The organism is Pseudomonas sp. GXZC (genome assembly GCF_026967615.1).
Classification (GTDB): domain Bacteria; phylum Pseudomonadota; class Gammaproteobacteria; order Pseudomonadales; family Pseudomonadaceae; genus Aquipseudomonas; species Aquipseudomonas azotoformans_A.
In genome coordinates this window covers 1,147,077-1,167,207 of record NZ_CP114115.1, presented here as the reverse complement: position 1 = coordinate 1,167,207, position 20,131 = coordinate 1,147,077, and the positions used below count along the sequence as shown (strand labels likewise).

The window sequence follows — 20,131 nt, the reverse complement described above, 5'->3', positions numbered from 1 at the left end:
CCCAGGGCATTGCCTGTGTTCTACAGCCCTTCCCATCAGGTTGCGCATCAGCCTGGCGGGAGGGGCTTTCTTTTGGGCGAAGCCTACGTCTGGCTGTCGCCTTCGGCGTCCGGATCATCGCTGTCCGGCTCGTCGGTGGTGGAGTCATCATCACCCTCGCTGCCACCCTGGTCCTTATCGCCAGGTTCCGCCTCGGACTTCGCCAATTGCAGATCCTGGCTATGCCCCGATGACACAACACCGCCCTGCACCGGGTTATGCGCCCAGGCCGACGACATTCCCAACGACAACAACACCATCACTTTTATCAACAGCACAACTCGTTGAAAAATACTCATGGTTGATTCCGTCCCGTCAGTAGGTAGATCCCACGCGACAGCCGTTCACCGCCGCCAGCCTTGACGCTAGCCCCGATGCCGGGTTTACGCCAGGCGTCAGGTTTCGCCGTCGTCGTAGGTTTCACTGTCCTCGCCATCGTTGTAGGGGTTTTCCTGGTCTTCCTTCGGGGCGGGCTGGGCTTGCGGTTTCCAGCTGCCGGAGTTGACCTCTTGCTGTTTTTTCTTGGTGACCGGGCCGGTGTCTTTCCATTGCGGCGCTCCAGCGCCCCCCAGTGCCGGGACCGTGGTCAGCCCCAGACTGGCTAACAGCATCCAGCAGATGACGCGTTTGACACTAGGCACAGCGTCTTCCTCTTTCTCAATCAATGGGCAGTTCCTACACCCGCAACGCTAGACCCGATGTGCCACTCTCGCCACAAAAAAAACTGCATCCTTCTCCTGTAATGCTCAACGCTTAGTGGATCCTTTTGGGCCCACGGAATGCGGCACAACAAGGCCCTGTGCACCTCGAGGTTCGAAACGGACGGCCAGATAGACAAAGGGTATTGAAAACAGAGCCAGTAAGGATGTGATCACCCAAATACTGTGCCCACCGAACATACCGTAAATCTGCCCTCCCAACGTGGGCGATACCAGAACACTACCGCTCCAGCACATCGAAAAAATGCCAAAGTACTGTCCGCTTTTACCTGATTGCGCGAATTGCATAACAAGAATATTGAGCGCTGGTAAAAATAAAATCTCTCCCAGTGTCCAAAGTATTGTTGAGAGCGATACAAAAAAAAGACCGGATCCAAATGGCAACATACCGAACCCGCATGCCAGAAGCACGCAGCCTGTTAAAATCTGCTGACGCACTCCCCAATGTTCAGTCCAGTGAGAAATCGGTACTTGCAGCGCTACGATCAATAATGCATTCAATGCAAATTGCCATCCAATGACGTTTGTACCAAACTGATAGTAGTCTGCAAGGTAGTTTCCGAGCATGCTATAAACAGGTTCGAAGGCAAGCCCGAGAAAAATAGTAGCAACCAGCAACCAACGAAACTCTCGTTTTTTGTAAGGGCTCTGCTGGCCGTTACTTGATGGAGTGCTTGCATATACCTGTACGGCGCGATGCAGAATTGTACGTGCAAACCATACAAGTCCTACAACCATAAATATGGCGCTAATGAAGAACAACCAACGAAAGTCAATCTGCGCCAGCATACCGCCCATCAAACCGGCGACTGCCATACCCAAATTTGCTGCAACGCGGTTCAACGCCTGCGTCCGTTGCCTATCCGAGACTTCGCAATACTCCATGATCAAACGTTGGTGCAGTGTTCGAACAGCACCGTCAAAAATCCCCCCCATCACCAACAGTCCAGCGAGTAGATATACGTCGATCACGAACCCTAATGAAGCCAGCGCAATACTACAGGCTGATAACAACAGAACAGTAAGACGTGCAGTTGGAAAAAAGTCACTCAATATCCCACCCGCTAGTGACCCCAACAAAAGACCTGCGCCGTACCCAGACAACATCCAACCGACCCACTCAATAGGCAAATCCAGCACCTGACGGAGGTACAGCGCCATGAACAGTTTGACCATGGCACTCAGTCGATTGATGAAAATAATTGACGCGAGCACCCAAGCGACTGGACTGAAATACCTTACCCACTGCATCACTATGAATTTTAATCTAGTCATATAGACTATCCAAATTGAGATATACCGCGCCATTTATTCCCTCTGAGGCATACGGAATATCTTTACGCGGACCGTTAGTTGCATCAAAGCAGTACTGCGCGTTCAACCCTCCCCGTTCATCTTCCACCAAGAGAGGATTATTTATTAAAAAATGTCGAGCCGATAGGCTTAGCGATGCAACACGGATAAGCAAACGCCAATCACCAAATTTATTTTTAGGAATAACTGCGCGCGCGCCAAAACGCTTTTTGTATTGAAATGTCCCCTTGGTCAAAAATGGCTCGCAGCCTTGAAAGTCAACACAGTCAATACTTGAGTTATGGGCCGCCCACTCTATGATTGAGTGATAGACAAAGCCTTGAGAACCATCAGTGCGATATATATCACACCCCTCTTTAACGCCTATCAGCCGAGCATTAAGTATTCGACTAGATTCATCAATTTGCGAAACACTCCCCGCGACCCACCCCTGAGTTCTGTACACGCGAAACAACACACCTTTTTTGAACAAGTCGGTATATGCCTCTGTTTCTTTCACACTTCGTGCAAGATCTCCATAACGATTCCTCATTGTTGGCAAATGCATCGAATGATAAAACTCGTAAAAATCACGATCCTCAACTGAGACGTTGTAATAAAATCCCTGCGCAATACATTGAGTTCTACGTTTTTCCTCTCTTCTGGATATCTGGCTCTTTATATGATCATACCCTCGCGAGACATCGACCTCCTGATGAATACGACATACACCAACAACATCAGTTTTACACACAAACTGGCTTATGGTCGGCACAGGCGCCATCATAACCACCAACTCGCTTTTGGTGCTCCTCAAAAAACGCTCAAGATCTTTCCACTCGAAGGTGCCCTGACTTACGATCGACGAGAGATCAAAGTAACATCCTTCTATAAAAGGCTCGATATAAACTAAACCCTCACTGACACCCACGTAGGTAATCTCAACATCTTCCCCTACTTTGGAAAGACCTCTCACGACTCGAAAATGGCATAATTTATCTATCGATATACTCATAGTCAAACTTTCCCATCACTAGCGAAAATACGCTAGCATTTCCTCGACCGTATTTACATAAATCAGTCCCTCATCAGGCACGCGCTTGTAATCTTGGCTCGAGTAGGTTCCCGAAGCATGTATGGTATATCCATCAACTCCCATTAACAGCCCCCGATCAATTGCGTTCAAGCATCCACTAATCGCCATAACTAATGACCACTCCTTAAGATCCCTTGGATCAGAGGGTAATCTCACCGGCGTCTTGGCTAATAGGTGGACGCACTCGCTATAGCGTTGCAAACATTCGTGAAGAGATACAACAATGCCTGAACCACCGCTTTGTTTTATCGCTGCACTCATCTCATCAGCAGTGGCAGGATGATGCGTGTAAAAAGTCGGCTCAAGAACCTCATTAGGGCTCCAGGTGGTCGCAGGGAAATGCGGGGACTCTGATTGCACCCACAGTCCGCCCGAGACGAGCGAATAGTTAGGCGTGGACATGCCAGAAAAATCACCGTCCAACACGTGCAGCACCATGTCACTTGTAGCCAAATGTTGAACTAACAAAAATAATGGGGATGCCACGGAATGATTGCTCTTCCTTAAGGCTTTTATTCCTGACAAATACCCTAATAGACCATATGCACTAGAGACAGCATGCACATGGACTGTCTTACGATCTACATCCCATGCGTCTCCGTATTCGAAGTCAAAAAAAGCTCGCGACTGATCGGAGAACCGGTAATTTTCAAGGCGTAGCGAATGCCATAATCTTAGTCCCGTACGCTCAACACCAGAAAATCCTTCCTTAAATTCCTGACCAACAGTCTTTACCCGCTCTGGTGAATCCGTATGAAGCACGAAGATTGGATTTAACTCCCGAAGCCTCGGATTTTCATATAGCTCGTTACGGCGAAGCTTTTCTACTGTCTGGACCGGAGTTAGCGTGACAATTCGCAACTGTTCTTCATGAACCAGCTTTGCTTGTAGTGCGCGCAACACCGCATCACGCAATGCAATAGCTTTATTCCCTGATGACGGTGAAAACAGTAAAATACTTTCTCCTGTCTTCTGAATATGCCGGACCGCACGGGCCACAATTAAAGTCGACGCCAGTGTTTTCGTCGTTTGAGTGTTTGGGTTACCCCTCAGGTCAAGCAACCGCAGGGGCACGCCGCCATACGTTCCAAGTTCAAAAAACTGTGCCGTTGCCACTGAAAGAAACTGACGCATACGCTCATCTAATATAGGAAGCTCCATTAAAGGCTCGAATTCGCCATTTAGACAAGACAATTCAAAGTCAGCAGCACTTTTCACAAGGAGATCATAATAGCGATCGAGAATGGCGACCCTTTTATTCTTATTGCCGTGCTCTTCTATTTTTTTTAACGCACCTAACTCATTAGCCTGACCCATCTTTAGCCTCCACAAAGTTTAAACACACTATGAAAGCTAGACGTAGCAATAGACCTTGTCGCCATAAAAATGAAAGCCAACGTCAAAAAGGAATCTGACCACTTACATTGAGTGCTTTTGCCTACGCTTATTTGGGAAAATAACTACAAGCAATATTCTATATATCTACTACACGCATTCATCAGGACGCGCCACAAAAAAGGGCGAAGCCATCACAGCTTCGCCCTTTTCTTTACCGCTCAGACCTTAATGGTGCTCGCGGGTCGCACGGAATTTCACATCCGGCCAGCGCTCTTCCATCAGCGCCAGGTTAACCCGGGTCGGCGCCAGGTAGGTCAAGTGACCACCGCCGTCGACCGCGAGGTTTTCCACAGCCTTGTTGGAGAACTCTTCCAACTTCTTCTTATCGCTGCAATCGATCCAGCGCGCGGAGTACACGGTGATCGGCTCGTAGGAGCACTCAACCTTGTATTCCTCTTTCAAGCGGCTGGCGACCACATCGAACTGCAGCACACCGACGGCGCCGAGGATGATGTCGTTGCTGCGCTCGGGGAAGAACACCTGGGTGGCGCCCTCTTCCGCGAGTTGCTGCAAGCCTTGGCGCAGTTGCTTGGATTTGAGCGGATCACGCAGGCGGACGCGGCGGAACAGTTCCGGGGCGAAGTGCGGGATACCGGTGAAGCCCAGGGCTTCGCCTTCGGTGAAGGTGTCGCCGATCTGGATAGTGCCGTGGTTGTGCAGGCCGATGATATCGCCGGCGTAGGCTTCTTCGAGCTGTTCACGCTCGGAGGAGAAGAACGTCAGGGCATCGCCGATGCGGACGTCCTTGCCGGTGCGCACGTGGCGCATCTTCATGCCTTTTTCGTATTTGCCGGAGCAGATGCGCATGAAGGCGATGCGGTCGCGGTGTTTTGGGTCCATGTTCGCCTGGATCTTGAACACGAAGCCGGTGAATTTTTCTTCAACCGGTTCCACGGTGCGCTCGTTGGCAACACGGGCCAGTGGGCGTGGGGCCCAATCCACCACGGCGTCGAGCACATGGTCGACACCAAAGTTGCCCAGGGCGGTACCGAAGAACACCGGGGTCAGCTGACCGTCGAGGAATTCCTGCTGGTTGAACTCATGGCAGGCGCCCTGCACCAGTTCCAGCTGGTCGACGAAACGGTCGTACTCGTCACCCAGGTGGGCGCGGGCTTCGTCGGAGTCGAGTTTCTCGATGATCTTGGTTTCGGTGCGCTCATGACCGTGGCCGGCGGTGTAGACAATGATGTAGTCCTCCGCCAGGTGGTACACGCCCTTGAAGTCGCGGTAGCAACCGATCGGCCAGGTGATCGGCGCGGCCTTGATCTTCAGCACGGCTTCGATTTCGTCCAACAGCTCGATCGGGTCGCGGATGTCGCGGTCGAGTTTGTTGATGAAGCTGACGATCGGCGTGTCACGCAGACGGCACACGTCCATCAGGGCGATGGTACGTGGCTCGACGCCTTTACCGCCGTCGAGGACCATCAGCGCCGAGTCCACCGCAGTCAGGGTGCGGTAGGTGTCTTCGGAGAAGTCTTCGTGGCCCGGAGTGTCGAGCAGGTTGACCATGTGGTCGCGATACGGGAACTGCATGACCGACGTGGTAATGGAAATACCCCGTTGTTTTTCCATTTCCATCCAGTCGGAGGTGGCATGGCGGTCGGATTTGCGGGATTTCACCGTGCCGGCCACCGCGATTGCCTTGCCCATCAGCAGGAGCTTCTCGGTGATGGTGGTTTTACCGGCATCGGGGTGGGAAATAATGGCGAAAGTGCGGCGTTTCGCGACTTCGGCGGCCTGGTGGGTCATGGGAAATCGCCTGGCAGGTGAGTCAAAAAAGGGCGGCGAGTATAGCGCAAACCCCGGCTGCCGGACCACCGTTCACCCGATTAGGGGTGGCTAAATGCTGCCAAGTATGGAACCTTTTAAAAGGTCGAGACGTCCACTCCCCTGCTACCGCACTCGGAACAGGGGCTGATAAATCAGCAAGTTAGCCTGACGAGGCTGCGCTCATGGCTCGATCGCATACCGCGTTGCCGGTATCGGCGAGCTGCTTTTCGCGAACTCATTCGCCGACAGCCAGGAATGGCATTGCCGCTCGGAAATGTGTTCGCCGACAAAAGAAAAAAGGAGTCCGCCTGTGGCTATTCGCTATGGCAAAGGGCTGATAGGAGGAGCGGTTGTCGTCGCCCTCCTGGCCCTGCTGGTCCACTGGATCGGCATCAACACGATCGAACTGTACCGCGACGATTTGTTGTTTTACCTGCAAGCTCACCTGATCCTCGTTCTTGTCTCCATGCTGGCGGCCCTCGTTGTGGGCATCCCCGCCGGTATCCTGCTCAGCCGACCGCACATGGTCGGGCGCGCAGAACGCTTCATGCAGATCTTCAACATCGGCAACACCGTCCCTCCCCTGGCCGTACTGGCCATCGCCCTCGGCGTCCTCGGCATCGGCAGCGGCCCGGCGATCTTCGCGCTGTTCCTCGCCTCCCTCCTGCCTATCGTGCGCAATACCTACGAAGGCCTGAAAAACGTTCAAGGCTCGCTGAAAGAAGCGGCCACCGGCATTGGCATGACGCCACGCCAGGTGCTGTTTCGCGTGGAATTGCCCAACGCCGTGCCGATCATCATCGGTGGCGTGCGCGTGGCCCTGGCGATCAACGTCGGTACCGCGCCGCTGGCGTTCCTGATCGGCGCCAACAGCCTGGGCAGCCTGATCTTCCCTGGTATCGCCCTGAACAATCAGCCGCAATTGCTGCTCGGCGCCGCGTGTACCGCGTTGCTGGCCTTGCTGCTCGACGGCTTGGTGACACTGGCCAGCCGCCTCTGGCTGGAACGCGGGTTGCGTGCGTCTTAAGGAGCCGACATGAAAAAGCTGACACTGATACTGAGCTGCGTCCTGCTGTGCGCAGGTTTTGCGCAAGCCGCTGAAAAACCCGTCATCCGCATCGGCGCCCGGGTGTTCACCGAACAGACCCTGCTGGCCGAAATCACCTCCCAGTACCTGCGCACCAAGGGCTATGACACCCGCGTGACCGGCGGCCTGGGCAGCAACCTGGCGCGCAGTGCCCAGGAAAGCGGGCAACTGGACCTGATCTGGGAATACACCGGCGTGTCGTTGGTGGCCTACAACCACGTCGACGAGAAGCTCGACAGCGAACAGTCCTACGCTCGGGTGAAAGAACTCGACGCGAAAAAAGGCCTGGTCTGGCTCTCCCCGTCGCGCTTCAGCAACACCTACGCCCTGGCGCTGCCGGAGAAGGTTGCCGCTGAGCATCCCGAGATCAACAGCATCAGCGACCTGACCCTGGCCGTCGAGCAAGATGCCAAGAGCAACCGCCTGGTGGCCCTGGACACCGAGTTCGCCAACCGTTCCGACGGCCTGGCCGGCATGGTCAAGCTGTACGACATGAACCTGACCCGCAAAAACACCCGGCAGATGGACGCCGGCCTGGTCTACACCGCGCTGCGTAATGGCCAGGTGTTTGCCGGTTTGGTCTACACCACCGACGGTCGCCTGAACGCCTTCAAACTGAAGCTGCTGGCAGACGACAAGCACTACTTCCCGGACTACACCGCCGCGCCCGTGGTGCGTCAGGTGTATCTCGACGCGCACCCGGAACTGGCCGCTGACCTCAAGCCATTGGCCGAGCTGTTCGACGACGAAACCATGCGCCAGTTGAACGCGCGGGTCGACGTCGACCATGAAAGCCCCTCCGCGGTTGCCGCCGACTTCCTGCGCCAACATCCGATCAATCAATAAGAGGAGAAGACATGGAATTCCTGAACGCCTTTTCCCATCTTGATTGGGCCCAAGTCCTACAACTGACCGGACAACACATCACCCTGGTCGGCATCGCCGTGATCCTCGCGATCCTGATCGGCGTGCCCCTGGGCATCCTGATGACGCGCTTCCCGACGCTTGCCGGCCCGCTGCAAGCCAGCGCCACGGTGCTGCTGACCGTGCCGTCCATCGCCCTGTTCGGCCTGCTGCTGCCGTTCTACTCCAAGTTCGGCCAGGGCCTGGGGCCGATGCCGGCGATCACCGCCGTGTTCCTCTACTCCCTGCTGCCGATCATGCGTAACACCTACCTCGCCCTCACGGGTGTGGAGCCGGGTATCCGCGAAGCCGCACGCGGCATCGGCATGACCTTCGGCCAGCGCTTGCGCATGGTCGAACTGCCCATCGCCGTGCCGGTGATCCTCGCCGGTGTACGCACCGCCGTGGTGATGAATATCGGTGTGATGACCATCGCCGCCACCATCGGTGCCGGTGGCCTGGGTGTACTTATTCTGGCTTCCATCAGCCGCAGCGACATGTCGATGCTGATCGTCGGCGCCGTGCTGGTCAGTCTCCTGGCCATTTTTGCCGACCTGCTCTTGCAATGGCTGCAACGCTCGCTGACTCCAAAAGGATTGCTCAAATGATCGAACTTCAAAACCTGTCCAAGACCTTCCAAAGCAACGGCAAGACTGTCACCGCCGTGAACGATGTAAGCCTGACCGTCAATGAAGGCGAGATTTGCGTGTTCCTCGGCCCGTCGGGCTGCGGCAAAAGCACCACGCTGAAGATGATCAACCGCCTGATCAAGCCCACCTCGGGCAAGATCCTGATCAACGGCGAAGACACCACCGACCTCGACGAAGTCACCCTGCGTCGCAACATCGGTTATGTGATCCAGCAGATCGGCCTGTTCCCGAACATGACCATCGAGGAAAACATCGTGGTGGTGCCGAAATTGCTCGGCTGGGACAAGCAAAAATGCCACGACCGCGCCCGCGAGTTGATGAGCATGATCAAGCTGGAACCCAAGCAGTATTTGCACCGCTACCCACGTGAATTGTCGGGCGGCCAACAACAGCGGATCGGCGTGATCCGAGCCCTGGCGGCCGACGCGCCGTTGCTGTTGATGGATGAACCGTTCGGCGCGGTCGACCCGATCAACCGCGAAATGATCCAGAACGAATTCTTCGAGATGCAGCGTGCGCTGAACAAGACCGTGATCATGGTCAGCCACGACATCGACGAAGCGATCAAGCTGGGCGACAAGATCGCGATCTTCCGTGCCGGCAAGCTGCTGCAGATCGATCATCCGGACACCCTGCTGGCGCACCCGGCCGACGAGTTTGTCAGCAACTTCGTGGGCCAGGACAGCACCCTCAAGCGCCTGTTGCTGGTGAAGGCCGAAGACGCGGCGGACAATGCCCCTTCGGTGAGCCCGGAAACGCCAGTGGCAGACGCGCTGGAGCTGATGGACGAGCATGACCGTCGCTACGTGGTGGTCACCTGTGCCGAGAACAAGGCGCTGGGTTATGTACGACGTCGCGACCTGCACCGTCAGACCGGCACCTGCGGCCAGTACCTGCGCGAGTTCAACGCCACGGCGGCGTATGACGAGCATCTGCGCATCCTGCTGTCGCGCATGTACGAGTTCAACCGTTCGTGGTTGCCGGTGATGGATGCGGAGCGGGTGTTCCTGGGTGAGGTGACGCAGGAGTCGATTGCTGAGTATCTGAGCTCGGGTAAGTCGCGTGGGGGTAAGACCAGCATCGTCTCGCCTGCCGAGACTGCACTCGCCTGATAGACCGCTATCGCGGGCAAGCCCGGCTCCCACAATGGACTGCATTCATCTGTTGGAATGCAGTCCCTGTGGGAGCCGGGCTTGCCCGCGATGAAGGCACCACAAATCCCTCTGATTTGCCCCCTCCGGGGAACATCATTCCGTCACACCTGTCGGTTACATAAGTAGCTGCACGGGTTCGCGCGACGAACGCGTGCAAAAACGCGACATTTTTAGTTGATCTCAAGCCCCTCACGCCCTAAAGTTCGCGCCGAACGTCCATGCTGGAAACGATCCATCCGGCTCAAGTACTGACGACGAGACAGCAAGGCCAAGGGAAGCGGTTATTCCCATGGCCTTTTTGCTTTCGGCGACATGCCTTGGGAAGTAGGCGAACCAAAGTGGGGATACGGAGGACGTTCATTTGCACCCATTGATCAATTTAGTTTGCCCTTAGGAGTTCCCAGCATGTCGATCAACGTCGAAGATTATTTCGCGCGCGCCACTTTTGACAAAATGAAGGCGTTCGCCGACAAGCAAGAAACCCCGTTCGTGGTGATCGACACCGCGATGATCAGCCAGGCCTACGATGACCTGCGCGCCGGTTTCGAATTCGCCAAGGTGTATTACGCGGTCAAAGCCAACCCGGCTGTCGAGATCATCGACCTGCTCAAAGAAAAGGGTTCGAGCTTCGACATCGCCTCGATCTACGAGCTGGATAAAGTGATGGACCGTGGCGTCAGCGCCGACCGCATCAGCTACGGCAACACCATCAAGAAGTCCAAGGACATCCGCTACTTCTACGAGAAAGGCGTGCGCCTGTTCTCCACCGACTCCGAAGCCGACCTGCGCAACATCGCCAAGGCCGCGCCGGGTTCGAAAGTGTATGTACGTATCCTCACCGAAGGTTCGACCACGGCTGACTGGCCTTTGTCGCGCAAATTCGGCTGCCAGACCGACATGGCCATGGACCTGCTGATCCTGGCCCGTGACCTTGGCCTGGTGCCTTACGGCATCTCGTTCCACGTGGGTTCACAACAGCGCGACATCAGCGTGTGGGACGCGGCGATCGCCAAGGTCAAAGTGATCTTCGAGCGCCTGAAGGAAGAAGACGGCATCCATCTCAAGCTGATCAACATGGGTGGCGGCTTCCCGGCCAACTACATCACCCGCACCAACAGCCTGGAAACCTACGCTGAAGAAATCATCCGTTTCCTCAAGGAAGACTTCGGCGACGACCTACCGGAAATCATCCTGGAGCCGGGCCGTTCGTTGATTGCCAACGCCGGTATCCTGGTCAGCGAAGTGGTGTTGGTGGCGCGTAAATCCCGTACCGCCGTCGAGCGTTGGGTGTACACGGATGTGGGCAAGTTCTCCGGCCTGATCGAAACCATGGACGAAGCTATCAAGTTCCCGATCTGGACCGAGAAGAAAGGCGAGATGGAAGAAGTGGTCATTGCCGGCCCAACCTGCGACAGCGCCGACATCATGTACGAGAACTACAAGTACGGCCTGCCGCTGAACCTGGCGATTGGTGATCGTCTGTACTGGTTGTCGACCGGTGCGTACACCACCAGCTACAGCGCGGTTGAGTTCAATGGCTTTCCGCCACTGAAATCCTTCTACGTGTAAAACGGCTGCAGCTAAAAAACCCATGACAATTCATGGGTTTTTTTACGCCTTAAGAAAGGCTGCCTGCGCGCTCACGGTAGGCCTCTGCCATTGCTCTGATTTGCGGGTCGCTCGCCGCTGAGAGCGCCTGGTGCGCCGTGCGCAAAAACTTCAGATTCCCCCCCGCCAACGCTTTGCGCAACCACTCCAGCGCCGCGTCGATTTGCCCCCTGTCGGCCAACACCGCCGCATAGCTGAACTGCCCGCGAAAATCGCCGCCTTCGGCCGAGCGCCGATACCAGTCCACCGCCGCCTCCAGATCCTGCCCACAGAAGCGACCGTCTTCCAGATAACGCCCCAGCAGGTTCATCGACTTGGCATGGCCTTGTTCCGCTGCCTGGCGGTACAGGCTCAGCGCTTGTTGCTGGTCTTCGGCAATACCGCGTCCGGTCGCCAACAGGTTGGCGTAGTTGTATTGCGCCCAATCCAAACCGGCCTCGGCGGCCAAACGGTACTCTCGCGCCGCTGCCGTTTCATCCGCCGCACCACCCCAGCCATGTTCCAAACAACGCCCGGCCATATTGCGCGCCATCAAGTGCCCACCCTGGGCCGCGATCTGGAACCAGCGCAACGCCAGCGCTTCATCCCGCGTAATGCCACGGCCATCCAAGAGGATCTGCCCGAGCAACGCCTGGGCGTCTACTACACCCTCCTTTGCCGCCACCAGGATCGCCTGGGCGGCGCGCACGGGGGAATCATCGAGCATGCTTTGCAGTTGCTCGACGTTGAGCACTTCTTCACGGCGCAACAAGAAGCCCATGTCAGACCTCGACCCAGCGGCGCAACAGGTTGTGGTAGGTGCCGGTGAGCTGGATCAGTGCCGGGTGGTCTGGCACATCGGCGCTCAGTTGCTGGATCGCCCCGTCCATCTCGAACAGCAGGGTGCGCTGGCTGTCTTCGCGCACCAGGCTTTGGGTCCAGAAGAATGAGGCGTAGCGCGCGCCGCGCGTCACGGCGTTGACTTTGTGCAGGCTGGAACCGGGGTACAGCACCATGTCGCCGGCCGGCAACTTCACACGCTGCAGGCCAAAGGTGTCCTGGATCTCCAGCTCGCCGCCGTCGTATTCATCGGGGTCGCTGAAAAACAAGGTGGATGACAAATCGGTGCGCACGCGCTCGTGGCTGCCTTTGGGCTGGCGTACGGCGTTGTCGATGTGAAAGTCGAAACTGCCGCCGGCGGTGTAGCAATTGAGCAACGGCGGGAAGACCTTGTGCGGTAACGCCGCCGACATAAACAACGGGTTCTGCCACAAACGTTCCAGCATCGCCGCGCCGATTTCCTTGGCCAATGGGTGGCCTTCAGGCAATTGCAGGTTGTGCTTGGCCTTGGCGGACTGGTGTCCAGCAGTGATTTTACCGTCGGCCCAATCGGCGGTTTCCAGGGCCTGGCGAATGCGCTGCACTTCCTCACGAGAGAACAGGCCGGGGATGTGCAGCAGCATGGGCAATACCTGAATTCAGAGAGGCGCCAATGGTATTGATTCTTATCCGCCCTGTAAAACGTCGGGACGGATGAGTTCGTAAAAACCGTAAGCAAAAAGTGTAAAGAATGTAAATTCAGTGCAATTAGCAATGTATCGCAATTGATAGAAATACTTGTTAACACTATATTCCGCGGCCTCACATCCTTGGGGAAAGGACACGTCATGTCGCGCACCACTACAAAAATACCTGCCAGTTCACCACGCATGCTGGCTTCGGCCATCGGCGTTGCCCTCAGCGCCAGCTCTGTCGCCCATCTGGCGCAAGCGGCCGAAGACACTGAACAAAAAGGCCAGCGCAACAGCATCTCCCTGGGCGCCACCAGCATTACCGGCGAAGAACAGGACAACACCTCCTACCAGGTCGAAAAAGCCTCGTCGCAGAAATACACCGCGCCGCTGGTGGATACACCGCGTTCCGTCACCGTGGTGCCGCAACAAGTGCTCAAGGACACCGCCGCCACCTCGCTGCAGGACGCCTTGCGCACCGTACCGGGCATCACGTTCGGCGCCGGTGAAGGCGGCAATCCCCAGGGCGACCGCCCGTTCATCCGTGGTTTTGACGCCCAGGGCGACACCTACCTGGACGGCGTGCGCGACACGGGCGGCCAGAGCCGTGAGATCTTCGACATCGAATCGATCGAAGTCAGCAAGGGCCCGAACTCGTCGTTCGGCGGCCGTGGCTCGGCTGGCGGCAGCCTCAACCTGGTGAGCAAGACCCCACAAGCGCGGGACTTCACCAACGGCGGCTTCACCTATGGTTCCGACCAGACCCGCCGCTATGTGCTCGACGTGAACCGTCAGTTCCTCGACGACAGCGCCGCGTTCCGCCTGAACCTGATGAGCCACGAACAGAACGTCGCCGGTCGCGACGCGATCAATTACGACCGCTGGGGTGTCGCCCCGTCGCTGACGTTTGGCCTAGGCACCCCGACCCGCGTCAACCTCAGCTACTACCACATGGAAAGCAACGACCTGCCGGACTCGGGCATTCCCTACGGCTACAGCTCGTCGACCGCCACCGCCCACGTGCATGACAAACCCAATGACGGCGGCGACAGCAACAACTTCTACGGTCTCAAGAGCCGCGACTTCCGCAAGACCCGCGCCGACATCAGCACGATCTCCGTCGAGCACGACCTGAACGACAACATGACCCTGAAAAACACCCTGCGCCACGGCAGCACCGGCCAGGATTACGTGCTGACCCAGCCGGATGACAGCCAGCGCAACGTCAATCGCTTCGGCACGGTATGGCGTCGGGCCAACACCCGCGTGTCCACCACCACGACCACCACCAACCAGACCGACCTGTTCGGCAGCTTCCAGGCCCTGGGCTTCAAGCACAGCTACTCCACCGGCCTGGAATTCACCGGTGAAGAAACCCGTGTCAGCGGCTACACCGTCACCCCGAACAGCAACCCAACCGGCGGCTGCACCGTGGCTGCCGGCAGCCTTGGCGGCCAGTGCACTTCGCTGGGCAACCCGAACCCGGATGACGCCTGGAACGGCTCCATCGCCCGTAACTACATGGGCACCAACACCAAGGCCACCAGCCGCGCCGCGTATGTGTTCGACACCATCGAACTCGACCCGAAATGGCTGCTGAACGTAGGCCTGCGCTACGACACCTTCGACACCGAAGCCAATACCAATGCCGTGCCGACGTCCACCGTTAAGGCGCGCAGCAAGGTCAAGGACGACAGCCAGTTCTTCAACTGGCAGGCCGGCCTGGTCTGGAAACCACTGGATAACGGCAGCATCTACACCTCCTACGCCACCTCGGCCTCGCCGGCCGGCGGCCTGGTGGGTGAAGGCGTGGACAACAACGCGATTCCGACCGGCATCAACACCAGCGACCTCAAGCCAGAAGAAACCGTCAACTACGAACTGGGCACCAAGTGGGACCTGTTCCACAACCGCCTGTCGCTGTCGGCTGCGGTGTTCCGTACCGAGAAGAAAAACACCCGCATCCTGGTGGATTCCAACACCTACCAAACCGCAGGCGAATCCCGCGTAGACGGCCTGGAGTTGTCCGCCAGCGGCAAGATCACGGACAAATGGCAAGTGTTCGCCGGCTACAGCTACCTGAAAGCCGAGCTGGTTGACCCTGGCAAGAACGGCAACCGCCAGGGTGTCGTGCAGGCGGGTTCCAACAAAGGCAATCAGATGCCCAACACTCCAGAGAACTCGTTCAGCCTGTGGACCACCTATGACGTCACCCCGAAGCTGACCATCGGTGGCGGCGCGTTCTACGTCGACCAGGTTTACGGCGATGCGGCCAACACCGTGTACGTGCCGTCCTACACCCGCTACGACGCCATGGCCAGCTACAAGCTGACCAAGAACGTCGACCTGCAACTGAACGTGCAGAACCTGACCGACAAGACCTATTACGACAAGGCCTACGCGTCGCACTTCGCCAACCAGGCGGCCGGCCGTACGGCCCTGTTGTCCACCAGCTTCCACTTCTAAACAGCCACACCACGCAGCAAAAAGCCCCACGCATCGGATGCGTGGGGCTTTTGCGTGTAAAACAGAATGTTTCTCGACAAGCCACGGCATAATGCGCGCCGTGCCCTACATATCCGGATAGACGAGGCGGTCAGACGTGTTGAAGAAAACCCTGTTCCAGTTGCACTGGTTCTTCGGCATTACCGCCGGGCTGGTGCTGGCCTTGATGGGGATCACCGGGGCTGCGGTCTCGTTTCAGGATGAAATCCTACGGGCGCTCAACCCGAGCGTACTGACCGTGGAAAAACGCGAAGCCGGTGTATTGCCGCCCGCCGAGCTGGTGCGCAAGTTGGAAGCCACCGAAGGCCAGACCGTGGCCATGCTGTTCGTGGAGAGCGAAAGCGGCAACGCCGCCCGCGTGTTCTTCACCCCGCCGCCCGGCGAACGCCGTGGCCAGTTGCGCTATTTCGATCCCTACACCGGCGACTACATGGGCGACGTGGTCGGCCAGGAGGTTTTCGGCTTCCTGCTGCAATTCCACCGTTTCCTGGTGATGGGCGATACCGGGCGCAACATCACCGGCGCGTGCACGCTGATCCTGGTGTTCTTCTGCCTGTCCGGGTTGTACCTGCGCTGGCCGCGCCAGGTGGCAAGCTGGCGTGCTTGGCTGACCTTGGACTGGCGTAAAAAAGGCCGTGCCTTCAACTGGGACCTGCACTCGGTGTTCGGTACCTGGTGCCTGTTGGCGTATCTGCTGTCGGCACTGACCGGGTTGTATTGGTCCTACGACTGGTACAGCCAGGGCCTGACTAAACTGTTGTCCGACGCCCCACAAAATGAACGGGTGCGCAAACGCGGCCCGGCGCCTGAAGGCCCGGCGCCCGTGGCCAATTACGATGCGATCTGGAGCAGCATCTACAGCAACGCCGGCCCCGGCTTGAGTGCCTACAACATCCGTATGCCAGCTGTCGCCGGGCAACCGGCCACCGTGTACTACCTGCTAAACAATTCGCCTCATGACCGCGCGTTGAACCAGATCAACCTGGACCCGGCGACCGGCGAGGTGAAATCCCACGACCGCTACGCCAGCAAGACCCTCGGCTCACAACTGCTGACCAGCGTCTACGCGCTGCACACCGGCAGCTACTTCGGCCTGGCAGGAAGGATCATTCTCACAGTCAGCTCGGTGCTGATGCCGTTGTTCTTTATCACCGGTTGGCTGTTGTACCTGGACCGTCGTCGCAAGAAACGCCAGGTGCGTGATGCGCGTAAAGGCCTCACGGCCAACGCCAGCGATGCCCCGGCCTGGCTGATCGGCTTTGCCAGCCAGAGCGGTTTTGCCGAGCAGCTTGCGTGGCGAACAGCAGGCCAATTGCAGGCGGCTGGCTTGCCGGTGAAGGTGCAATCCCTGGGCAGCGTCAGCCAGGATGACCTGCGCCAGTCGGAAAATGCGCTGTTCGTGGTCAGTACCTTCGGCGACGGCGAAGCCCCTGACAGTGCTCGCGGTTTCGAGCGCAGCGTGCTCGGCCAAGACCTGTCCCTAAAGGGCTTGAACTACTCGGTCCTGGCTCTGGGCGACCGTCAATACGAACACTTCTGCGGCTTCGCGCGGCGCCTGCATTTCTGGCTGACCCACCAGGGCGGCAACGCTTTATTTGCTCCGGTAGAAGTCGACAGCGGCGACACCGCCGCCCTGTTGCACTGGCAACAACAACTCGGCCAGCTCACCGGCCACGCCCCGGCGGCCGCTTGGCCGACCGCCCAATACGAAAACTGGACGCTGAGCCAACGCACCCTGCTCAACCGCGACAGCGCAGGCGCCGATGTCTACTTGCTGGGCCTCACCTCCTCGTCACCCCAACGCTGGCAAGCCGGCGACCTGGTGGAAGTGCTGCCGCGCAACTGCCCTTGGGCCATCGAACACTTCCTCGAAGGCCTGGGCCTGGCCGGCAGTGACGGCGTGTTGATCGACGGCATGGCGCACACCCTCGACCAGGCCCTGGCCACTCGCCAACTGCCGACGCATCGCGCCCACCTGGTCGGCCTGCATGCCCAGGCGCTGGTGGACGCGCTGGTACCGCTGGGCATGCGCGAATACTCCATTGCCTCGATTGCCAGCGATGGCGTACTCGAATTGATCGTGCGCCAGGAACGCCACCCCGACGGCAGCCTGGGCCTGGGATCAGGCTGGCTCACCGAACATGCCGCCCTCGGCTCCAGCATCAGCCTGCGCCTGCGCCGCAACAGTGGCTTCCACCTGCCGCAAGCACCCGTGCCGCTGATCCTGCTGGGCAACGGCACCGGCCTGGCCGGCCTGCGCAGTTTGCTCAAGGCGCGCATTGCCGACGGCCAGCAGCGTAACTGGCTGCTGTTCGGTGAGCGCAATATCAAGCATGACTTCCTCTGTCAGGACGAACTGCAAGGCTGGCTGGCCAGTGGCGATCTGGCGCTGCTGGACCTGGCGTTTTCCCGCGACCAGGAGGAAAAAATCTACGTGCAGGATCGCCTGCGGGAGTCAGCCGAAGTACTGCGTAAGTGGCTGAGCGACGGCGCGGCGATTTATGTGTGCGGGAGCCTGCAGGGGATGGCAACTGGGGTGGATCAGGCGTTGGTGGACATCCTTGGCAGTGAAGCCGTGGAGCGGTTGATCGAACAAGGTCGCTATCGCCGCGACGTCTACTGAATACAACAATCAAACTGCCCTAATGCCAGTCATTTAAGAGGTTTAAAGGCTAGAAAGGAACCTGTGGCGAGGGAGCTTGCTCCCGTTGGGTCGCGAAGCGGCCCCAAAAATGGGACTGCTGCGCAGTCCAACGGGAGCAAGCTCCCTCGCCACAGGTACAGCGTTTCCCTTAACTGACTGGCGTTAGGGCTTGCCAGCTCCCACAGTTGATTGCGTTCCAAGTCAGGTGGGTTGGAGTTTTTGTTCGAAGACCGACACTCCATCCAGATCCCGCAAAATCACGGTCAACTCCGCCGTCTGCCCATCAATGTTCACCTCGCCAAAAAACTGAAAACCGGCGAATGGCGAGGTGTTCTGCGCCGGCGGCGCCTTTTCGAACACCACCTCAGGCCCAAAGGTCTTATCCAACGGATTAGGCCCGAAACTCCCCGCATTCAACGGCCCGGCGACAAACTCCCAGAACGGCTCGAAATCCTGGAACGCCGCGCGATCCGGGTGATAGTGGTGTGCCGCGCAGTAATGCACATCCGCCGTCAGCCACACATGGTTACGCACCTTCTGCGCCCTTAAAAAGCCCAGCAGCTCGGCAATTTCCAGCTCACGCCCTTGCGGTGCGCCTGGGTCGTTGTTGGCAATCGCTTCCCAGCGCGGCACGCCGGGGCTCACTTCGCCATCAGGCACACCCAGGCCAATCGGCATGTCAGCGGCGACGACTTTCCACTGCGCCTGCGAGCCCTTGAGTTCACGCTTGAGCCAATCCAACTGCTCGCGGCCGAGGAAGGGTTTTTCAGCGCCCAGGTTGTCATCGTTCGGCCCGCGATAGCTGCGCATGTCCAGCACGAACACATCCAGCAACGGCCCATAGCTGAGCTTGCGATAAATGCGCCCGCCGCCATCGGCGCTCTGCCGGCGCATCGGTGAATATTCCAGCCAGGCCTGGCGCGCACGGCCGACCAAGGTGTTGATGTCCTTGACCTGGTAACGCTCATCCAACTGCTTGCTTGGCGACCAGTTGTTCACCACCTCATGGTCGTCCCACTGCCAGATCTGCGGCACTTCGGCGTTGAAGCGACGGACGTTTTCGTCCATCAGGTTGTAGCGGTAGTTGCCGCGATATTCATCCAGGGTTTCAGCCACCTTGCTCTTGGCGTCGGTGGTGAGGTTGCGCCAGATGCGCCCGTCTTCGACCGTCAGTTGGGCCGGCACTGGGCCGTCGGCGTAGATGGTGTCGCCGCTGTGGATAAAGAAGTCCGGCAGGCGCAGGCGCATGGCTTCGTAGATGCGCATGCCGCCGATGTCCGGGTTGATGCCGAAGCCTTGGCCGACGGTGTCGCCACTCCACACAAAACGAATATCGCGGCGCTGTTGCGGCACGCTGCGCAGGTGGCCAAACCAGGGTTCGCTGGCAACGCCGGTCTGTGCGTCTTCGAAGTGCACGCGGTAGAAAATCGCTTGGTTGGCGGGCAGCCCAGTGAGTTCGACGCGGGCGGTAAAGTCGGTGCGGTTGTCGGCCAGGGGCGAAACAAATCGACGCGGGTTGCTGAAGACGCTTCGGGTGTCCCACTCCACCACCATGCGGGCCGGGCGGTCGCTGCGGCTCCAGATCATGGCGCGATCACCGAGCAGGTCGCCGGACTGCACGCCGTCGGTGAGTTGCGGCCGGTCCTTCACAGAGGCGATCACCGCCGGGGCCAGGCCCGGCAGCAACAGGCCGGCGCCGACGGCTTGCATCACGCGGCGGCGGCCGAGATCGAAGTGACTCATGCAGGTGCCCTCTTGATTATCAAAAGGGCCAC

At 58.1% G+C, this 20,131-nt stretch carries 16 protein-coding genes; 7 read left to right on the top strand and 9 right to left on the bottom strand.

What is annotated here, in order from left to right; translation table 11 throughout:
• Positions 1 to 83: 83 nt before the first annotated feature.
• The 6 genes from OZ428_RS05450 to OZ428_RS05425 all read right to left on the bottom strand — a co-directional run bounded on the left by OZ428_RS05450 (position 84) and on the right by OZ428_RS05425 (position 6,294).
• The gene (locus OZ428_RS05450; RefSeq protein WP_269132853.1) at positions 84 to 338 is read right to left on the bottom strand and encodes a hypothetical protein; all 255 of its coding nucleotides are present in this window, start codon (positions 336 to 338) and stop codon (positions 84 to 86) included.
• A 96-nt stretch (positions 339 to 434) separates the two neighbouring features.
• A complete protein-coding gene (locus OZ428_RS05445) occupies positions 435 to 680 on the bottom strand; it encodes a hypothetical protein (protein WP_269132852.1) in 246 nt (81 codons plus the stop codon).
• Between the two features lie 105 nt (positions 681 to 785).
• Complete coding sequence (locus tag OZ428_RS05440) at positions 786 to 2,033, bottom strand: MFS transporter (RefSeq protein WP_269132851.1); 1,248 nt, start codon at positions 2,031 to 2,033, stop codon at positions 786 to 788.
• Positions 2,026 to 3,066: a hypothetical protein gene (locus OZ428_RS05435; protein ID WP_269132850.1), complete on the bottom strand. Its 1,041-nt coding sequence runs from the start codon at positions 3,064 to 3,066 to the stop codon at positions 2,026 to 2,028. The genes OZ428_RS05440 and OZ428_RS05435 overlap by 8 nt, the downstream gene beginning before the upstream one ends.
• 18 nt (positions 3,067 to 3,084) lie before the next feature.
• Positions 3,085 to 4,464, bottom strand: coding sequence for a DUF6002 family protein (locus tag OZ428_RS05430; protein WP_269132849.1), 1,380 nt, complete (start codon positions 4,462 to 4,464; stop codon positions 3,085 to 3,087).
• 246 nt (positions 4,465 to 4,710) lie between these two features.
• Positions 4,711 to 6,294 (bottom strand): peptide chain release factor 3, encoded by a 1,584-nt coding sequence (locus OZ428_RS05425; protein ID WP_033903366.1) that lies wholly within the window; start codon positions 6,292 to 6,294, stop codon positions 4,711 to 4,713.
• A gap of 331 nt (positions 6,295 to 6,625) precedes the next feature.
• On the opposite strand from OZ428_RS05425, the gene OZ428_RS05420 reads away from it, so the two are divergent.
• From OZ428_RS05420 to OZ428_RS05400, 5 genes are all read left to right on the top strand, one after another.
• Entirely contained in the window at positions 6,626 to 7,342 is a 717-nt protein-coding gene (locus tag OZ428_RS05420; protein ID WP_033903365.1) for an ABC transporter permease, read from the top strand.
• 9 nt (positions 7,343 to 7,351) lie between these two features.
• The gene (locus OZ428_RS05415) at positions 7,352 to 8,248 is read left to right on the top strand and encodes a glycine betaine ABC transporter substrate-binding protein (RefSeq protein ID WP_269132848.1); all 897 of its coding nucleotides are present in this window, start codon (positions 7,352 to 7,354) and stop codon (positions 8,246 to 8,248) included.
• 11 nt (positions 8,249 to 8,259) lie between these two features.
• Entirely contained in the window at positions 8,260 to 8,913 is a 654-nt protein-coding gene (locus OZ428_RS05410; protein ID WP_010213201.1) for an ABC transporter permease, read from the top strand.
• Positions 8,910 to 10,067 carry an osmoprotectant ABC transporter ATP-binding protein OsmV gene (locus tag OZ428_RS05405; protein WP_003171711.1) on the top strand — a complete coding sequence of 386 codons (1,158 nt, stop codon included), beginning with the start codon at positions 8,910 to 8,912 and terminating at the stop codon, positions 10,065 to 10,067. Before OZ428_RS05410 ends, OZ428_RS05405 begins: the two co-directional genes overlap by 4 nt.
• A 447-nt stretch (positions 10,068 to 10,514) precedes the next feature.
• Complete coding sequence (locus OZ428_RS05400) at positions 10,515 to 11,678, top strand: type III PLP-dependent enzyme (RefSeq protein ID WP_010213203.1); 1,164 nt, start codon at positions 10,515 to 10,517, stop codon at positions 11,676 to 11,678.
• Between the two features lie 49 nt (positions 11,679 to 11,727).
• On the opposite strand, the gene OZ428_RS05395 is transcribed toward OZ428_RS05400, so the two are convergent.
• Together OZ428_RS05395 and OZ428_RS05390 are read right to left on the bottom strand one after the other, a co-directional pair.
• Positions 11,728 to 12,477 (bottom strand): tetratricopeptide repeat protein, encoded by a 750-nt coding sequence (locus OZ428_RS05395; RefSeq protein WP_269132847.1) that lies wholly within the window; start codon positions 12,475 to 12,477, stop codon positions 11,728 to 11,730.
• A 1-nt stretch (position 12,478) separates the two neighbouring features.
• A complete protein-coding gene (locus OZ428_RS05390) occupies positions 12,479 to 13,159 on the bottom strand; it encodes a Fe2+-dependent dioxygenase (RefSeq protein WP_016976258.1) in 681 nt (226 codons plus the stop codon).
• Between the two features lie 204 nt (positions 13,160 to 13,363).
• Between OZ428_RS05390 and OZ428_RS05385 the strand changes: the two genes are divergently transcribed.
• Both OZ428_RS05385 and OZ428_RS05380 read left to right on the top strand, forming a co-directional pair.
• The gene (locus OZ428_RS05385) at positions 13,364 to 15,673 is read left to right on the top strand and encodes a TonB-dependent receptor (protein ID WP_269132846.1); all 2,310 of its coding nucleotides are present in this window, start codon (positions 13,364 to 13,366) and stop codon (positions 15,671 to 15,673) included.
• Between the two features lie 136 nt (positions 15,674 to 15,809).
• Positions 15,810 to 18,335 carry a sulfite reductase flavoprotein subunit alpha gene (locus tag OZ428_RS05380; protein ID WP_269132845.1) on the top strand — a complete coding sequence of 842 codons (2,526 nt, stop codon included), beginning with the start codon at positions 15,810 to 15,812 and terminating at the stop codon, positions 18,333 to 18,335.
• 222 nt (positions 18,336 to 18,557) lie between these two features.
• Here the strand turns inward: OZ428_RS05380 and OZ428_RS05375 are convergent, their stop codons facing one another.
• The gene (locus OZ428_RS05375) at positions 18,558 to 20,099 is read right to left on the bottom strand and encodes an alkaline phosphatase D family protein (RefSeq protein WP_269132844.1); all 1,542 of its coding nucleotides are present in this window, start codon (positions 20,097 to 20,099) and stop codon (positions 18,558 to 18,560) included.
• Positions 20,100 to 20,131 lie beyond the last annotated feature (32 nt).